Origin of the sequence: Nocardia sp. NPDC058640, from assembly GCF_042716995.1 — a bacterium.
Classification (GTDB): domain Bacteria; phylum Actinomycetota; class Actinomycetes; order Mycobacteriales; family Mycobacteriaceae; genus Nocardia.
Map to the genome: position 1 here is coordinate 59,614 of NZ_JBHXRG010000016.1, position 15,331 is coordinate 74,944.

Below are 15,331 nucleotides of genomic sequence, written 5' to 3' on the forward strand. Positions count from 1 at the left end.
TCTACCTGTGACACTGCGTCATGCACAGTCGCGTGGCGAGCGCTGTGAGACGCGAAAAATCGATGCGCACCGAGCGCGTCGAGGCGGCCCGCGGACTGCCGGTACCGGTTAACCTGCGCCGATGCGGCGGTACCGCGTGCACAGATAAACGACGACCGGGGCCCGGTGACGCTGTGTCGCCGGGCCCCGGTCGTCGGGTGTGGATCAGTCCTGCGGGAGGTCCGGAATGCGCGTGGCGCGCGCGTAGACGGTCTCGCCCTCGCTCAGATGCAGTGCCGCAGCATCACCGCGAGTTACCTGCGCGGCGAACTGGTCGCCGGTGGCGGCATTGCGCAGCTCGAGGCGGACCTCGAAGCCCAGCCGCACGATCCGTTCGACCGTGGCCCTGGTGACCCCGGCGGATTCGGCGGTGCCCTCGTGTTCGGCCATCGCCATGGACGGATCGCGGCCGACGCGAATGTCGTGCGGGCGGACCAGGTGGCCGTTCAGGCGTGCCACCGCGCCCAGGAAGGACATCACGAACTCGTTGGCGGGCCGGTCGTAGACCTGCTCGGGCGTGCCGACCTGCTCGATGCGGCCCTTGTTCATCACCGCGATCCGGTCGGCCACGTCCAGCGCCTCCTCCTGGTCGTGGGTGACCAGGACCGTGGTCACGTGGACCTCGTCGTGCAGCCTGCGCAGCCACTGGCGCAGGTCGGTGCGCACCTTGGCGTCCAGCGCGCCGAACGGCTCGTCCAGCAGCAGCACCTGCGGGTCCACGGCCAGCGCGCGGGCCAGTGCCATGCGCTGACGTTGGCCGCCCGACAGCTGCGCCGGGTAGCGGTGCTGGAAACCGTCGAGACCGACGATGCCGAGCAGTTCGTCGACCCGCTTCTCGATCTCCTTCTTCGGCCGCTTGCGAATCGTGAGCCCGAAGGCCACGTTGTCGCGCACGGTCATGTGCTTGAACGCGGCGTAGTGCTGGAACACGAAGCCGATATCGCGCTTCTGCGGCGAGACCCGGGTGACGTCCTTGCCCGCGATCATCACGATGCCCGAATCCAGAGACTCGAGGCCCGCGATGGAGCGCAGCAGCGTGGACTTGCCCGAGCCGGAGGGGCCCAGCAGCGCGGTCAGTTCGCCGGAGGGGATGTCGATGCTGACATCGTCGAGGGCGGCGAAGGAACCGTAGTTCTTGCGCGCGTTGGTCACGGTGATCATTCGGGGCCCCGTTTGCGTTCGAGAAGAGTCATCAGGAGTAGAACCACCAGGGCCATGCCCATCAGCAGGGTGGCCGCGCTGTAGGCGCCGAAGGTGTTGTGGTCGTTGATGTAGCGGCCGTGCACCAGCAGGGTCAGTGTCTGCGATTGGCCCGGCAGCGCCGTCGACACCATGATCACCGCGCCGAATTCGCCCAGTGATCGCGCCACGGTGAGCACCACGCCGTAGGTCAGGCCCCAGCGGATCGCGGGCAGCGTGATCCGCCAGAACGTCTGCCAGCGATTGGCGCCCAGCGTCGCCGCGGCCATCTCCTGGTCCTCACCGATCTCGTGCAGCACCGGTTCGACCTCGCGCACCACGAACGGCAGCGTGACGAAGATCGTCGCGATCACCATGCCCGGCAGGCTGAAGATCACCTTGAAACCGGTGTTCTCGAGCGCACCGAACCAGCCGCCCGCACCCCACAGCAGGATCAGCGAGACACCGACCACCACCGGCGAGGTCGCGATCGGCAGGTCCACCAGGCCCTGGACCAGATTGCGGCCGGGGAACTTGCTGCGCACCAGGGCAAGCGCCGTGATCACGCCGAACACCACGTTCAGCGGTACCACGATGGCCACGATGATCATCGACAGCTGGAACGCCGAGATCGCCGCGGGCGTGGTGATCGAGTCCAGGAACGCACCGATTCCCCGCTCGAAGGTGCGGAACAAGATGATGGCCAGCGGCAGCACCAGCAGCACGAACAGGTACCCCAGCGCCACGGTGCGCAGCGAAAGGCGAGTGAACACGGAAAGCCTCATTCGGCGGCCCTCTCCTTTCGAGACGCGCGCTCGGCCAGCAGCCGCAGCACGAACAGGGTGGCGAAGGAGATCACCAGCAGCACCACCGACACCGCCGCGGCGTTGATCGGCCGGTCGACCTCGATCTGCTGCTGGATGTACTGCGAGGTCACCTGCGTCTCGCGCGGAATATTGCCGCCGATCAGCACCACCGAGCCGAATTCGCCGATCGCCCTGGCGAAGGCCAGGCCGCCGCCGGAGATGATCGCGGGCGTGAGGGTGGGCAGCACGATCCGGCGGAAGGTCGTCCAGTTGCTCGCGCCCAGCGAGAGCGCGGCCTGTTCGACTTCCTTGTCGACCTCGATCAGCACCGGCTGCACCGAGCGCACCACGAACGGCAGCGTGACGAAGGCCAGCGCCACCACCAGACCGGGTTGGGTGGCGTTGAGGTGGATGTCGAACGGGCTGTTGGGGCCGTACAGCGCCAGCAGCACGATCGAGGCGACGATCGTGGGCAGCGCGAACGGCAGGTCGATCAGCGCGTTGACGATGCCCTTGCCGGGGAACTCGTCGCGCACCAGCACCCAGGCGATCAGGGTGCCCATCAAGACATTGATCACCGCGACGATCACCGAGACACCGATGGTCACCTTCAGCGAATCCAGTGCCGAGGGTGCGGAGACCGCGTCCCAGAAGCCGGACCAGCCGTCTTCGAAGGAGCTCACGGTCAGCGCGGCCAGTGGCAGCAGCACGATGACGCTGAGCCACATCACCGCCACACCGATACCGACGGGGCCGACCGAGCCGCTCACACGCAGCCACGACCGGGCAGGCCGACGCGGGGTCGGCGGCTTCTTGTCCAGTTTCACGGCACCGCCGGGATCGGAGGTTTCTCCGGTCCCGGCGGGCCCACTGCTGTCAGTCACAGTTGTCCAGTATCACGTGTGAGCGGGGTCACGGCTTACTTGGTGGCCTGGTCGTAGATGACCGCGACCTTGCCGGTGCCCTGCGCGAACAGATCCTTGTCCACGGCCTTCCAGCCGCCGAGGTCGTCGATGGTCCACAGCTTGGCCGGGGTCGGGAAGTCCTTGGCGAACTCCGCGGCCACCTTCGGGTCGACCGGGCGGAAACCGGCCTGCGCCCAGGCCTTCTGGCCCTCGGGGGTGAACAGGAAGTCGCGGAACGCGGTGGCCTTGGGCAGGTTCTTGGAGTTCTTCAGCACCGCGACCGGGTTCTCGATCTTGAATGTGGTCGACGGGTTGATGTGCTCGATCGGGTCGCCGTTGCGCTCGGCGAAGATGGCCTCGTTCTCATAGCTGAGCAACACGTCACCGGTGCCCTGCAGGAACGTTTCGGTGGCTTCGCGGCCCGACTTGGGCTGCACCTTCACGTGTTCGGGCGACACCAGCTGGGTCAGGTAGTCCAGGCCGGCCTGCTGGTTCTTGCCGCCGTCGCTCTTGGCCGCGTAGGGGGCGAGCAGGTTCCACTTGGCCGAGCCGGAGCTGAACGGGTTGGGGGTGACCACCTCGACACCCGGCTTGATCAGGTCGTCCCAGTCCTTGATGCCCTTGGGGTTGCCCTTGCGGACCACCAGGGTCACCACTGAACCGAACGGGATGCCCTTGGTGGCGTCGGCGTTCCAGGTGGAATCGACCAGGCCCGCGTCGACCAGGCGGGTGATGTCGGGTTCGACGGAGAAGTTCACCACGTCGGCCTCGGCGCCGTCCTTGACCTTGCGCGACTGGTCGCCCGAGGCGCCGTAGGAGGCCTGCACCTGCACGCCCTTGCCCGCGTCGGTGCCGTTGAACGCGGGCACGACCTTGTCGAAGCCGGGCTTGGGCACGGCGTAGGCGTAGAGGTTGATGGTGCCCCCGCTGCCGTCGGCGGTGGCTTCCCCGGCGGTGGAATCACTGGCGCCACCGCCGCACGCGGTCAGCGCGACAGCGGCGACGGCGGTCAGGGCGATGGCGGCGGCGCGGCGGCGCGAGCCGATCCAGGTGTTGCGAGACATCTCGGGGTGAACCTTTCGGGAAATGACCTGCGGCGCAACGGTTTTCGTGGCGGCAGGAAACGCTTCTGTCGATCGGTAGACCTGCCGTGCGAGGAAGGCACGACAGTGGGCGCGACTCGGGCCGGTTGGCCCCCGGAGTGACGGACTTCGACTGCGAAAGGAAAGCGCGCGCCAGTCTACTGGGCAGAAACGCGCAGGCGAGTCCGGTGGCCGATCATCGACAGAGGATGTCCGCGACCGCGAGGTTGCCGACAGCGATCAACGCCAACTCATGGCGGATCTGCGGGGCGACACTCGACGACACATCGCAGACTGTAGCAGATTCGGACATGGTGATCGCAATCGAAGAACGCCTGCTCGGCCGGTCAGCGCGTGAAGAACCAGGCGATGACGACGAGCACGAGCAAGGCGATGAGGGCGAGTTGAACGCGAGAACGTGGCATCAGCGGGCACCGCTGCCAACAGTGGGACGTTCGACCATCACCGGCATCGGCTCGACTGCATCGTCTCGATCGTCGCGGCCGAGCAGTCGGAAGGTCGCGCGCAGGGCGCGGTCGAGCAGGTAGGCGAGGGCGAAGCTGATCGGGACCATGCCGACCAGCACCACGAGGAACTGCGGAATAAAGGGCAGCCCGGCTACCCAGAGCTCGAACCCGTCCCACCAACCTGCGATGCGTTGCACACCGCCCAGCCTAGTCGGTGCCGCGGCCCGCCCTCGCCGCCCGAATCGACGCGGGCTAATTACCCGGCCGCGACCAGCGGATCCGTCGCGATCACCGCGTACAGCGGTGGACGTGCGCGCGGTCGGCCGTGATCATTGGGTATGGAGTCTTCCAGCGCTGACGCCCTGCCGATTCTGAGTCCGGTCTCCTCGAGCGGCCGTCGCGGCGCCTTTCCGCCGATCGACGACTACGCCTTCCTGTCCGACTGTGAAACCAGCTGTCTGATCGCCAGCAGCGGTTCGGTGGAGTGGATGTGTGTGCCACGCCCCGACTCCCCCAGCGTGTTCGGCGCGATCCTGGACCGCAGCGCCGGCCATTTCCGGATCGGGCCTTATGGCAAGAATGTGCCCGCGGCCCGGCGATATCTGCCCGGCGGGATGATCCTGGAGACCACCTGGCAGACCGAAACCGGTTGGCTGGTGGTGCGCGACGCGCTGGTGCTCGGCCCATGGCACAACAACATCGCCCGATCGAAGACGCACCGGCGCACCCCGATGGACTGGGATGCCGAACACATTCTGTTGCGCATGGTCAAGTGCGTGAGCGGCACGGTCGAATTGGAGATGAGCTGCCAGCCCTCGTTCGACTACCACCAGGGCGGGGCGAAATGGGAGTACACCGGCAAGGTCTACGAGCAGGCGACCGCGCGCGCGTCCAGCGGTCCCGATGACGGGCCGTCGCTGGTGCTCACCACCGATCTGCGGCTTGGCCTGGAAGGCCGAGAGGCGCGGGCGCGCACCAGAATGGCCGAGGGCGATCAGCATTTCGTCGCGCTGACCTGGTCGGAACTGCCCGCGCCGGCCACCTTCGAGGACGCGGCGCAGAAGATGTGGGCCACCACCGAATGCTGGCGACGCTGGATCACCCAGGGCGATTTCCCCGACCATCCGTGGCGCAGCTATCTGCAGCGCAGCGCGCTCACGCTCAAGGGCCTGACCTACGCGCCCACGGGTGCACTGTTGGCCGCCTCCACTACCTCACTGCCGGAAACCCCTGGCGGACACCGCAATTGGGACTACCGCTACACCTGGGTGCGCGACGCGAGCTTCGCCCTGTGGGGTCTGTACACCCTGGGCCTGGACCGTGAGGCCAATGACTTCTTCGCGTTCCTCGACGACGTCACCACCGGCGAGAACGGTGACGCGGTCCCGCTGCAGGTGCTCTACGGGATCGGCGGCGAACGCCACATCACCGAATACGAGCTGCCCAACCTGTCCGGGTACGACGGCGCGAAACCGGTCCGTATCGGCAATGCCGCCTACGACCAGGACCAGCACGACATCTGGGGCACCATGCTCGACGCGGTGTACCTGCACGTGAAATCGCGCGGTCAGGTCCCCGAATCGCTGTGGCCGCTGCTGGAACGCACCGTGCACGCCGCGATCGCCAACTGGCGCAAGCCCGATCGCGGGATCTGGGAGGTGCGCGGCGAACCCAAGGACTTCACCTCCTCGAAGGTGATGTGCTGGGTGGCACTGGACCGTGGTGCGCGGCTGGCGCAGTTGCACGGGCAGCATGAACGCGCGGCGGAGTGGTTCGAGATCGCGGAGGAGATCCGCGAGAATGTGCTCGAGTTCGGAGTCAACGACCAGGGCGTGTTCACCCAGACCTACGGCGGTGACACCCTCGACGCCTCGCTGCTATTGGTGGTGTTGACCCGGTTCCTGCCGCCGGAGGACCCGCGCATCCGGGCCACGGTGCTGGCGATCGCCAACCATCTCACCGTCAACGGGCTGGTGCTGCGCTATCACGTGGACACCACCGACGACGGCCTCGAAGGCGAGGAGGGCACGTTCACGATCTGCTCGTTCTGGCTGGTCTCGGCGCTGGTGGAGATCGGCGAGCTCGAACGGGCCACGAACCTGTGCGAACGGCTGCTGGGGTTGGCCAGTCCGCTGCGGTTGTATGCCGAGGAGATCGACTCGCGCACCGGTCGACACCTGGGCAATTTCCCGCAGGCGTTCACCCACCTGGCGTTGATCAACGCGGTGACCCACGTGATCCGTGCCGAGGATCAGCGCAACGCGGGCCAGTTCCAGCCCGCGCACTCCCCGGCCAACCGGGCCTGAGTCAGTAGGTGAGGCGTTCGGCGCGCTGACGCAGCCCCGCGATCGTGCGTAGACCCGCGTCGATCTCGGTGATGCGCAGTTCGCGGTGGTCGCCGTAGCGCAGGCCGGTTTCCTCGGCGGCGCGCAGGGCCTCGTCGGCGGTGCGGCCCACTTCGGCGGCGATCTCGGTGTAGTGGTCGCGCAGGGCTCGTTGCAGCGCGCGCAGGCGGTTGCGGGATTCCTTGCCCACCTGGAAGATCACGTCGTCGGCCAGGCGGGCCACGGCCACCTTCGCCTCGGCTTGTCTGCGCTGTTTGCGGTTCTTGCGGTCGTCCCACAGCGCGTTCACGCCCAGCAGCACACCGGCGCCCGCGGAATACCAGTTGACCAGCGACATGCCGAGCAGACTGGTGGCGAGGCCGACCATCAGGATGCCGCCGTAGGAGCCGCGCAGCGCGGTCAACAGTTGTTGTCCCACACCGGCTTTGGCACTTTCGAGGGCTTCCAGCGGCTGCACCGGTTCCAGCACGTCGCCGGGGTTGGTCAGGCGCAGTTCGGGCAGCGGCGGGGTGCGGTTGTCGGGCGGGAACTTCGCGGCCACCTGCTCGGTGAGCTCCACGGCGCGATAGTGCGCCATCACGAAGTTCTCCTCGACCGCCTCGCAGATCCGCGCGTCGAGTTCGGTGGCGAATTCGTTCCACTTGCGGGCGGGGTCGGTGCGGGTGATCTCGGCCTCGGCCTCGCGGACCAGGCTGCGTAAACGGTGCCGCAGATCGTGTTCGATGTCGGCGCTGAGCTCGGAACCACCGTCCACGAGGGTGACCTGCCAGGTGGCGGTGCGCTGGCGCAACTGGTCGGCGGCGGTACGCGCGGCGGCCAGGCGCTGGGTGATCTCCGCGCGTCTGCGGGGGTCGCGCAGGGTGTCGGACTCCGCGCGCAGGGTGACCGTGAGCTGGTCGGTGATCAGGGCGATATCGCGCGCGGCGGCCGCCACTGCCACCGAATCCGCTTGGGCGACAACGTATTCGCGCAAGTGATCGATGAGCTGCGGTACGCCGGACTCGACATCGCGCTGCTGGTCACGTTTTTCGGTGGCCTGGTGGTGCAGCAGACCCGACACGGGCGCCACCGCGAAGTTCAGTCCGGCGCCGTCGAGCAGCGCGCGGTTGCGTCGCTGGGTCAGCGACCACTGCGGATTGCGGTCGATCTTGGTGAGCACGCAGACCACCGACGGGCACACCTGCTCGACCCGACGCAGGTAATCCAGTTGGGCCGCGGTGAGTTCGGCGGCGGCGTCGGCGGCGTACAGCACCACGTCGGCGGCGGCGATCATCGACCAGGCGCTGGCCTCGTGGGCAGTGGCGCCGGGGGCGTCCATCACCACCAGGCCGTCGGCCAGCAGCGGACTCGGCTCGGCGAATTCCGCGCGCAGAATCCCCAGCGAGGTCAATGCGGGCAAGGGGTTCAGCGGGTCCACCGGGACCCGTTCGACCCGGCCACCGGGCGCGGATTTCACCAGCGTCGCCTTGGGCGCCTGGCCGTATTCCACGATCACCGGCACGCTGGGCTTGCCGTCGGTGGCGCTGACCGGGGACCCGACCATGCTGTTGACCAGCGTGCTCATCCCCGCCTGCGGTTCGCCGACGACCACGATCCGCACGCGCGGATCGCTGAGCCTGGCCCTGACCATGCCCAGGCGCGCGTCGAGATCGTTGCGACCGCCCGAACGGACCAGTTCCCGCAGTTCGTCGACCAGCGCGATGACCGGAGCCATCACATCCGGATGCTTCACCGTCGCGGTCTGCAGTCCGGTTGCGGCAGACAAACGATCCTCACTCTCCTTGCGTCAACACGGCGCGGGCCACGCTGGCAACGTCATCGCGTCAGTCGTCGCGTCAGACGAAGTCATACCCGTGGTGTTCGACGGGAAACGCGCCGGCGAGAACATCGCCACCGCCCAGACCCGAATCGAACAATCCGGCCGAAACGCCATGGTAGCCGCTGCTGTGCTGGTCGAATTCGGCGGCAATCGGCTTGGTCTCCACGACCGGGGGTTTCACCGGTGCCACGGTCGGCGCCACGGTGACCGGCGGCGGGGTGACCACCGGCGGGTCGATGTCGACGGTGGGGCGCGTGGTCGGCGGGTCGACGTCCACCGTGGGCGGCTTGGTCGGCGTGGGGACGTCGACGGTCGGGGTGCCCTGACCGGTCGAGGGGGTGGTCGAGCCGCCGGTGCCGGGCTTGGTGGTGACGTCGTCGTCGGGGACGGTCGGCTTCACCGGGGTGGTCGGCGGCACGGTGATCGGGACCTTGGTGCCATCGGGCACCGTGGGAACCGTGACCGTGGGCACGACCGGCTTCACCGTCGTCGGGGTCTCGAGGTCGATCGTGGGCACCTTGGACGGCACGGTCACCGGCGGCATCGTCGGGGTGGAACCGCCACCGGAAACATCGGGCAGCACAACGGGTTTCGTCGGGGTGACCGGCGTGAACAGTGCGGGCACCGAGGCCGCCGGGGCGGTCAGCGGCGACGTGGTGGCGGGGCCGAACACGTTCGCGATCGGGGTGGACGCGGCGTCGGGCTGGATGGTGGTCTGCAGCGGCGTGCTGACCACGGGGTTCGTGGCGAGCGGCGCGACGGCCACGGGCGCGATCGGGGCGGGTGCCGGTGCGATCGGGGCCGGAGTCGGTGCCGGTGTCGGGACGAACGGGGTCGCCGCGACGGGCGCCGGCACAGGCGCGGTGGAGCCGGGCAGGCCCACACCCGACGACGAGCCGGGCAGGGTGGGACCGTTCGGGCTGCTCAGGCCGCCCGTGGGCGAGGGGGTCCCGGTGCCGCCGGGGGTGGTCATCTCGCCGCGCAGCCAGTCGCTGTAGTCGTCGAGCTGGTCGCCGACGTCGCCGACCTGCAGGTCGGCTTTCAACTGCGAGGTGAACCACACCCCGTCGAGTCCGGCGTGCACGTCGACCTGCCATTGGCTGGTCATCATCGCGCCGATGCCGTCGAACATGCCGCCCAGGTCACCGATGCCGTCGAACATGCCGTCGGACACCGAGCCGACCGGGTCGGTGCCGGGCAGTCCGATACCGCTGTAGCCGGGGATGCCGAAGTCGTTGCCGGGCAGGCTGTCGTAGCCCGGGATGCCGATGCCGGGGGTCGGACCGTCGAAGCCGGGAAGGCCGATGCCGGGCTGGTCGAAACCGGGCTGGTCGAAACCTGGTCGACCGAAATCGGGCAGGTCGAAGCCGGGGCGGGTGCCGTGTTCGGGCCTGTCGTCGAAGCCGGGGAGGTCGAAGCCCGGTTCGGCGTTGCCGGGGTTGTGGCCGTAACCGGGGTTGTAGCCGGGAATGCCGATGCCGCTCGAGGAGTCGTTGTCGCCCGGGATCCGGGAGTCACGCTCGTCGGAGCCGGAAGTCTCTGGGCGCCGGTCGAATTCGCCGGTCCGGGCGACCATCGAGACGTCGGGGGGTGCGAAGAACGGGGCGGGCGGCACCACCGGGTCGAACTCGGGTGCGGCCAGATCGGGGAAGGTCACGATCGGGCTGGGTGCGTCCGGGCTCGGGTCGGTGGGCACGGTCTGCTGCGACCAGCCCGCGTACCGACTGTCGGCGTTGCTGTCGCGCGCGGCGCCGTTGGCCGCCACCAGCGCGCCGCCGGTGACATAGGCCCCGGCCCTGGCGACGCGGGCGACGCCGTTGGCGACCCGGTAGGCCGTGTCCGGCCCTTCCGTGCGCGCGGCACCGTCATCGAAAGGCAGTTCACGCGTCATCAAGGCTCCAACACATCGCATCGCTGTAGTTCCTCACCACTACCGAGGCGAAGTGAGGACAATCCAACACTATTTCCAGATCACCGAACTGTCATTTCGTGCACAACGTTCGGTGCCCACCCTATGGGCCACAACGTCGTTGGCGCGAGCCCGTGGAACCAGGGGCGGTCGATCCGCAGAGAACTCTAACGATTGGTCAACAGAACGTGAAGTCGCGCGCCCTACCGTCGTACTCACCGGCGCATCAGGTCGGTGGGGTCGCGCCTTCCGCGCACCCTTTCCGACCAGCGATAACACTAGGGTGAGTGCATGACCGGACAGCAGATCTTGGTCGTCGACGACGAGGTTCGCGTGCTCGCGTCGTTGCGGCGCGGCTTGGAACTGTCGGGCTTCGACGTGATCACCGCAAGCGACGGCGCACAGGCGCTGACCCTGGTCGGTTCAGCCGCGCCCGACGCCATGGTGCTGGATGTGAACATGCCCGAACTCGACGGTGTGGGCGTGGTCACGGCCTTGCGCGCGATGGGCAACGACATCCCCATCTGTGTGCTCAGTGCGCGCAGTGCGGTCACCGACCGGATCGCGGCGCTCGAGCGCGGCGCCGACGACTACCTGACCAAACCGTTCGATCTGGGCGAATTGGTCGCGCGTTTGCACGCGTTGTTGCGGCGCAGGCCGGTGACCGTCGCCTCGTCGTCGGAGACGATTCAGGTGGGCGAGGTGGTGATCGATCTGACCGGGCACCGGGTGCACGCGGGTTCGTCGCCGGTCGAGCTGACCAAACGGGAGTTCGAGCTGTTGGCGATGTTGGCGCGCAATGCCGGGATCGTGCTGGGGCGTGAGCAGATCCTGTCGACGGTGTGGGGGTACGACTTCAGCACCGATACCAATGTGGTCGATGTGTTCGTGTCGTATCTGCGGCGCAAGCTGGAAGCCGAAGGTGTTGCGCGCGTGGTGCATACGGTGCGCGGGGTGGGGTTCGTGTTGCGGGATCAGCCGTGAAGGCGTCGCGGTCGTTGCGGTTTCGGGTGGCATTGGTGTCGGCGGTGGTGGCAGCGCTCGTCGCGGTGACACTCGGGCTCACCTACGGTGCGTTGCTGAAGGTGGCGGGCACGAGTCAGCTGAATCAGACCGTATCGAGTATGCGTGTGGCGGTGGCGCAGCCGTTCGACGCCGAGCCCGGGGGTGCGCCGCCTGTCCCGGCCTTCGAGTCGCCGGACGCGTCCGCGTCGCCGCGACAGGGGACGATCGTGGTCCCGGTCGACGGGGATCACCGGTCGCTCGCGGCGGTACAGGGCGTGCCGGGGATGGTGGTCGAGCTCGACGCCGATCGCGAACTCGTCGACGCCGCCATCACCCGCAGCCAGCTGATCGGCCTCGGTATCGGCGTGGCCGCGGTGGTCTTGGCCGCCGTATTGGGTTGGGTGCTGGCCGGTTTCGCCGCGCGACCGCTGCGCAGGCTCGCCAACGCGACGCACGAAATCGACACCCTCGACGAACTCCCACCGCTGTCGGGACGTGGCAATCGCGAAGCCGAGGAACTGTCCGACGCGATCAACCGGATGCTGGCCCGCCTCGAGGCCGCGCACGGCGAAACCCGTCAGGCCCTGGACAGTGCCCGCGATTTCGCCGCGGTGTGCGCGCACGAACTGCGCACGCCGCTCACGGCCATGCGCACCGATCTGCAGGTGCTCGCCGGCACTGATCTGCCCGCCGACCAGCGTGGGCCGGTGCTGGCCGATGTGCTGGCCGCCGAGAGTCAGATCGAGCACACGCTGTCTGATCTGGAACGACTGGCGGTGGGTGAGCTCACCGATGCGGGCGCGTTCGAGCCGTTCGAACTGTGCGAAACCTTGGACCGTGCGGTGCAGAACGCGCGCCGCGCCAATCCTGGGGTTCAGATCACGCTGACCGAGTGTGATCCGGTTCCGGTGCACGGGTTGCCCGGCGGGATCATGCTGATCGTGACCAACGCCGTCAGCAATGCGGTGGTCCACGGTCAGGCCACGCAGGTGACCGTCGCCGTGCGGGCCACCGACAACTGTGTGGAGATCACCGTCGACGACAACGGCACCGGCATCCCGGATACCTTGTCCCCCACCGCTTTCGACCGTTTCGCCAAACGTCCCGGCTCCCCCGGTTCGGGTCTGGGTCTGGCGCTGGTGCAGCAGCAGGCGCAATTGCATTCCGGCACAGCCGAACTCGATCGCAGTCCATTGGGCGGCGCGCGCCTTCGCGTAGAAATAGCTCAGGCGCCGGTGGGTACCGGCGCCTGAGTGTCGTGCTGGGTCTTGTCTACTTCTTGGGCTTGTCCGAATCCGAGGACAGTGCCGCCACGAAGGCTTCCTGGGGGACTTCCACGCGACCGATGGTCTTCATGCGCTTCTTGCCCTCCTTCTGCTTTTCCAGCAGCTTGCGCTTACGGCTGATGTCGCCGCCGTAGCACTTTGCCAGGACGTCCTTGCGGATGGCCCGGATGTTCTCGCGGGCAATGATCTTCGCGCCGATCGCGGCCTGGATGGGCACCTCGAACTGCTGACGCGGGATCAGTTCGCGCAGCTTGGTGGTCATCTTGTGGCCGTACGCCTGCGCGGCGTCCTTGTGCACAATCGCACTGAACGCGTCGACCGCTTCACCCTGCAGCAGGATGTCGACCTTCACCAGGTCGGCTTCCTGCTCGCCGGCCTCTTCGTAGTCGAGGCTGGCGTAGCCGCGCGTGCGCGACTTGAGCAGGTCGAAGAAGTCGAAGATGATCTCGGCCATCGGCATGGTGTAGCGCAGCTCGACGCGGGTTTCGGACAGGTAGTCCATGCCGCCGAGCTCGCCGCGACGCTGCTGGCACAGCTCCATGATCGACCCGATGAACTCGCTGGGCGAGATCACGGTGCACTTCACGATGGGCTCGTAGATGTGGCGCACCTTGCCCTCGGGCCAGTACGACGGGTTGGTGACCACGTGTTCGGTGCCGTCTTCCATCTCGACCCGGTACACCACGTTGGGTGCGGTGGAGATGAGGTCGAGGTCGAACTCGCGCTGCAGACGTTCGCGAGTGATCTCCATGTGCAGCAGACCGAGGAAACCACAGCGGAAACCGAAGCCGAGGGCCACCGAGGTTTCCGGCTCGTAGGTCAGCGCGGCGTCGTTGAGCTGCAGTTTGTCCAGCGCGTCACGCAGATCCGGGTAGTCCGAACCGTCGACCGGGTACAGGCCCGAGTAGACCATCGGGCGCGGTTCCCGGTAGCCGGTCAGCGCTTCGGCGGCGCCGTTGCGCGCACTGGTGACGGTATCGCCGACCTTCGACTGGCGAACGTCTTTCACACCGGTGATCAGGTACCCGACCTCGCCGACGCCCAGACCCTGGGTGGGTTTGGGTTCGGGCGAGACGATGCCGACCTCGAGCAACTCGTGGGTGGCACCGGTGGACATCATCTTGATCTTCTCGCGGGGCGAGATCTTGCCGTCGACCACGCGGATGTAGGTGACCACGCCACGGTAGGTGTCGTAGACCGAGTCGAAGATCATCGCGCGAGCGGGTGCGTCGGCGTCGCCGACCGGCGGCGGAACGGCCTCGATCACCTTGTCGAGCAGTTCCTTCACGCCCACACCGGTCTTGCCCGACACGCGCAGCACGTCGTCGGGCTCGCAGCCCACGATGTGCGCGATCTCGGCCGCGTAGCGATCGGGATCGGCGGCGGGCAGATCGATCTTGTTCAGCACGGGAATGATCGTGAGATCCTTCTCCAGCGCCAGATACAGGTTGGCCAGGGTCTGCGCCTCGATGCCCTGCGCGGCGTCGACCAACAGGATCGCACCCTCACAGGCTTCCAGCGCGCGGGAGACCTCGTAGGTGAAGTCGACGTGGCCGGGGGTATCGATCATGTGCAGCACGTACTCGGTGTCGTCGACCTGCCACGGCAACCGCACGTTCTGCGCTTTGATCGTGATACCGCGCTCACGCTCGATATCCATCCGGTCCAGGTACTGCGCGCGCATGGCCCGCGCTTCGACCACACCGGTCAGCTGCAACATCCGATCGGCAAGCGTGGACTTGCCGTGATCGATGTGGGCGATGATGCAGAAGTTCCGGATCCGGGACGGATCGGTGAACGTCGTATCGACAAAACTGGAAGCCACTCCACTCCTCGCGGGGTATAGGCGAACTGCGCCTATCGTCCCATGAACGGGCGCGGTGCTTTGTCACCGGTGCGCTCCAAGCGCGTGACGGCGTTATATTTCAGTGCATGGCCAGCAGTTGGAACAGTCTCGGCAAGCAGCTCGGCGTCATCGCCAAGGAGCAGGGGCCCAAAATCGTGCGCAAGCAGGGGCCGCGACTGCTCGAGAAGCTGGTGGACGCGCTAGCGAACAAGCCGGGACCGCCCGTGGCGGTGCGCCCGACCGCCTCCACCCCCGTGCCCACCGCCCATCGCGCCAGGCAGATCGTGTACTGCCCGCAGTTGGACGGGCGTGCCGATCCCGGCGAGATCGTGTGGACGTGGGTGCCGTTCGAGGAAGACCCCACCAACGGCAAGGATCGGCCGGTGCTGGTGGTGGGACGTGACCGCAAGACACTGCTCGGGTTGATGTTGTCGTCCAAGGCGGACCGCGCCAACGACCCCAACTGGGTGGGCATCGGGACCGGACCGTGGGATCACGACGGTCGGCCCAGCTGGGTGCGACTGGACCGGGTTCTCGACGTGCCCGAGGACGGGATCCGGCGTGAGGGCGCGATCGTGGAGCGCAAGACCTTCGACCTGGTCGCGCACCGGCTGGTCATCGAATACAGCTGGAGCTGAACGCG

13 protein-coding genes are annotated in these 15,331 nt (G+C 67.5%); 4 read left to right on the forward strand and 9 right to left on the reverse strand.

Annotation, left to right across the window (positions count from 1 at the left end; translation table 11 throughout):
- Positions 1–204: 204 nt before the first annotated feature.
- The 6 genes from ACFWU5_RS18405 to ACFWU5_RS18430 all read right to left on the reverse strand — a co-directional run bounded on the left by ACFWU5_RS18405 (position 205) and on the right by ACFWU5_RS18430 (position 4,675).
- The gene (locus ACFWU5_RS18405; protein WP_379245991.1) at positions 205–1,200 is read right to left on the reverse strand and encodes a sulfate/molybdate ABC transporter ATP-binding protein; all 996 of its coding nucleotides are present in this window, start codon (positions 1,198–1,200) and stop codon (positions 205–207) included.
- On the reverse strand, positions 1,197–2,003 hold the full coding sequence (gene cysW / locus ACFWU5_RS18410) for a sulfate ABC transporter permease subunit CysW (protein WP_379245993.1): 807 nt from the start codon (positions 2,001–2,003) through the stop codon (positions 1,197–1,199). The genes ACFWU5_RS18405 and cysW overlap by 4 nt, the downstream gene beginning before the upstream one ends.
- A complete protein-coding gene (gene cysT, locus ACFWU5_RS18415; protein WP_379246092.1) occupies positions 2,000–2,851 on the reverse strand; it encodes a sulfate ABC transporter permease subunit CysT in 852 nt (283 codons plus the stop codon). Before cysT ends, cysW begins: the two co-directional genes overlap by 4 nt.
- Before the next feature lie 92 nt (positions 2,852–2,943).
- Complete coding sequence (locus ACFWU5_RS18420; protein ID WP_379268030.1) at positions 2,944–3,993, reverse strand: sulfate ABC transporter substrate-binding protein; 1,050 nt, start codon at positions 3,991–3,993, stop codon at positions 2,944–2,946.
- A gap of 214 nt (positions 3,994–4,207) precedes the next feature.
- Positions 4,208–4,297: an Ms4533A family Cys-rich leader peptide gene (locus tag ACFWU5_RS18425; RefSeq protein ID WP_019045829.1), complete on the reverse strand. Its 90-nt coding sequence runs from the start codon at positions 4,295–4,297 to the stop codon at positions 4,208–4,210.
- Between the two features lie 138 nt (positions 4,298–4,435).
- The gene (locus ACFWU5_RS18430; protein WP_379268031.1) at positions 4,436–4,675 is read right to left on the reverse strand and encodes a hypothetical protein; all 240 of its coding nucleotides are present in this window, start codon (positions 4,673–4,675) and stop codon (positions 4,436–4,438) included.
- Positions 4,676–4,816: 141 nt separating this feature from the next.
- Between ACFWU5_RS18430 and ACFWU5_RS18435 the strand changes: the two genes are divergently transcribed.
- Positions 4,817–6,784, forward strand: coding sequence for a glycoside hydrolase family 15 protein (locus tag ACFWU5_RS18435; RefSeq protein ID WP_379268032.1), 1,968 nt, complete (start codon positions 4,817–4,819; stop codon positions 6,782–6,784).
- 1 nt (position 6,785) lies between these two features.
- Here ACFWU5_RS18435 and ACFWU5_RS18440 read toward each other — a convergent pair whose 3' ends face one another.
- Positions 6,786–8,588 (reverse strand): hypothetical protein, encoded by a 1,803-nt coding sequence (locus ACFWU5_RS18440; RefSeq protein WP_379268033.1) that lies wholly within the window; start codon positions 8,586–8,588, stop codon positions 6,786–6,788.
- 70 nt (positions 8,589–8,658) lie between these two features.
- Complete coding sequence (locus ACFWU5_RS18445) at positions 8,659–10,533, reverse strand: hypothetical protein (RefSeq protein WP_379268034.1); 1,875 nt, start codon at positions 10,531–10,533, stop codon at positions 8,659–8,661.
- A 309-nt stretch (positions 10,534–10,842) separates the two neighbouring features.
- Between ACFWU5_RS18445 and ACFWU5_RS18450 the strand changes: the two genes are divergently transcribed.
- Together ACFWU5_RS18450 and ACFWU5_RS18455 are read left to right on the forward strand one after the other, a co-directional pair.
- Positions 10,843–11,535, forward strand: a complete 693-nt coding sequence (locus tag ACFWU5_RS18450; protein WP_379268035.1) for a response regulator transcription factor — start codon at positions 10,843–10,845, stop codon at positions 11,533–11,535.
- Complete coding sequence (locus ACFWU5_RS18455; RefSeq protein ID WP_379268036.1) at positions 11,532–12,809, forward strand: ATP-binding protein; 1,278 nt, start codon at positions 11,532–11,534, stop codon at positions 12,807–12,809. Before ACFWU5_RS18450 ends, ACFWU5_RS18455 begins: the two co-directional genes overlap by 4 nt.
- A gap of 19 nt (positions 12,810–12,828) precedes the next feature.
- Here ACFWU5_RS18455 and lepA read toward each other — a convergent pair whose 3' ends face one another.
- Positions 12,829–14,667: a translation elongation factor 4 gene (lepA, locus tag ACFWU5_RS18460; RefSeq protein WP_379246009.1), complete on the reverse strand. Its 1,839-nt coding sequence runs from the start codon at positions 14,665–14,667 to the stop codon at positions 12,829–12,831.
- 107 nt (positions 14,668–14,774) lie between these two features.
- Between lepA and ACFWU5_RS18465 the strand changes: the two genes are divergently transcribed.
- Positions 14,775–15,326: a type II toxin-antitoxin system PemK/MazF family toxin gene (locus ACFWU5_RS18465; RefSeq protein WP_379246011.1), complete on the forward strand. Its 552-nt coding sequence runs from the start codon at positions 14,775–14,777 to the stop codon at positions 15,324–15,326.
- Positions 15,327–15,331: the final 5 nt, after the last annotated feature.

Coding starts and splice junctions, on each gene's coding strand:
- ACFWU5_RS18405 (WP_379245991.1), bottom strand. CDS start 1,200: ATGATCACCGTGACCAACGCGCGCAAGAACTACGGTTCCTTCGCCGCC.
- cysW (WP_379245993.1), bottom strand. CDS start 2,003: ATGAGGCTTTCCGTGTTCACTCGCCTTTCGCTGCGCACCGTGGCGCTG.
- ACFWU5_RS18420 (WP_379268030.1), bottom strand. CDS start 3,993: ATGTCTCGCAACACCTGGATCGGCTCGCGCCGCCGCGCCGCCGCCATC.
- ACFWU5_RS18435 (WP_379268032.1), top strand. CDS start 4,817: ATGGAGTCTTCCAGCGCTGACGCCCTGCCGATTCTGAGTCCGGTCTCC.
- ACFWU5_RS18445 (WP_379268034.1), bottom strand. CDS start 10,533: ATGACGCGTGAACTGCCTTTCGATGACGGTGCCGCGCGCACGGAAGGG.
- ACFWU5_RS18450 (WP_379268035.1), top strand. CDS start 10,843: ATGACCGGACAGCAGATCTTGGTCGTCGACGACGAGGTTCGCGTGCTC.
- ACFWU5_RS18465 (WP_379246011.1), top strand. CDS start 14,775: ATGGCCAGCAGTTGGAACAGTCTCGGCAAGCAGCTCGGCGTCATCGCC.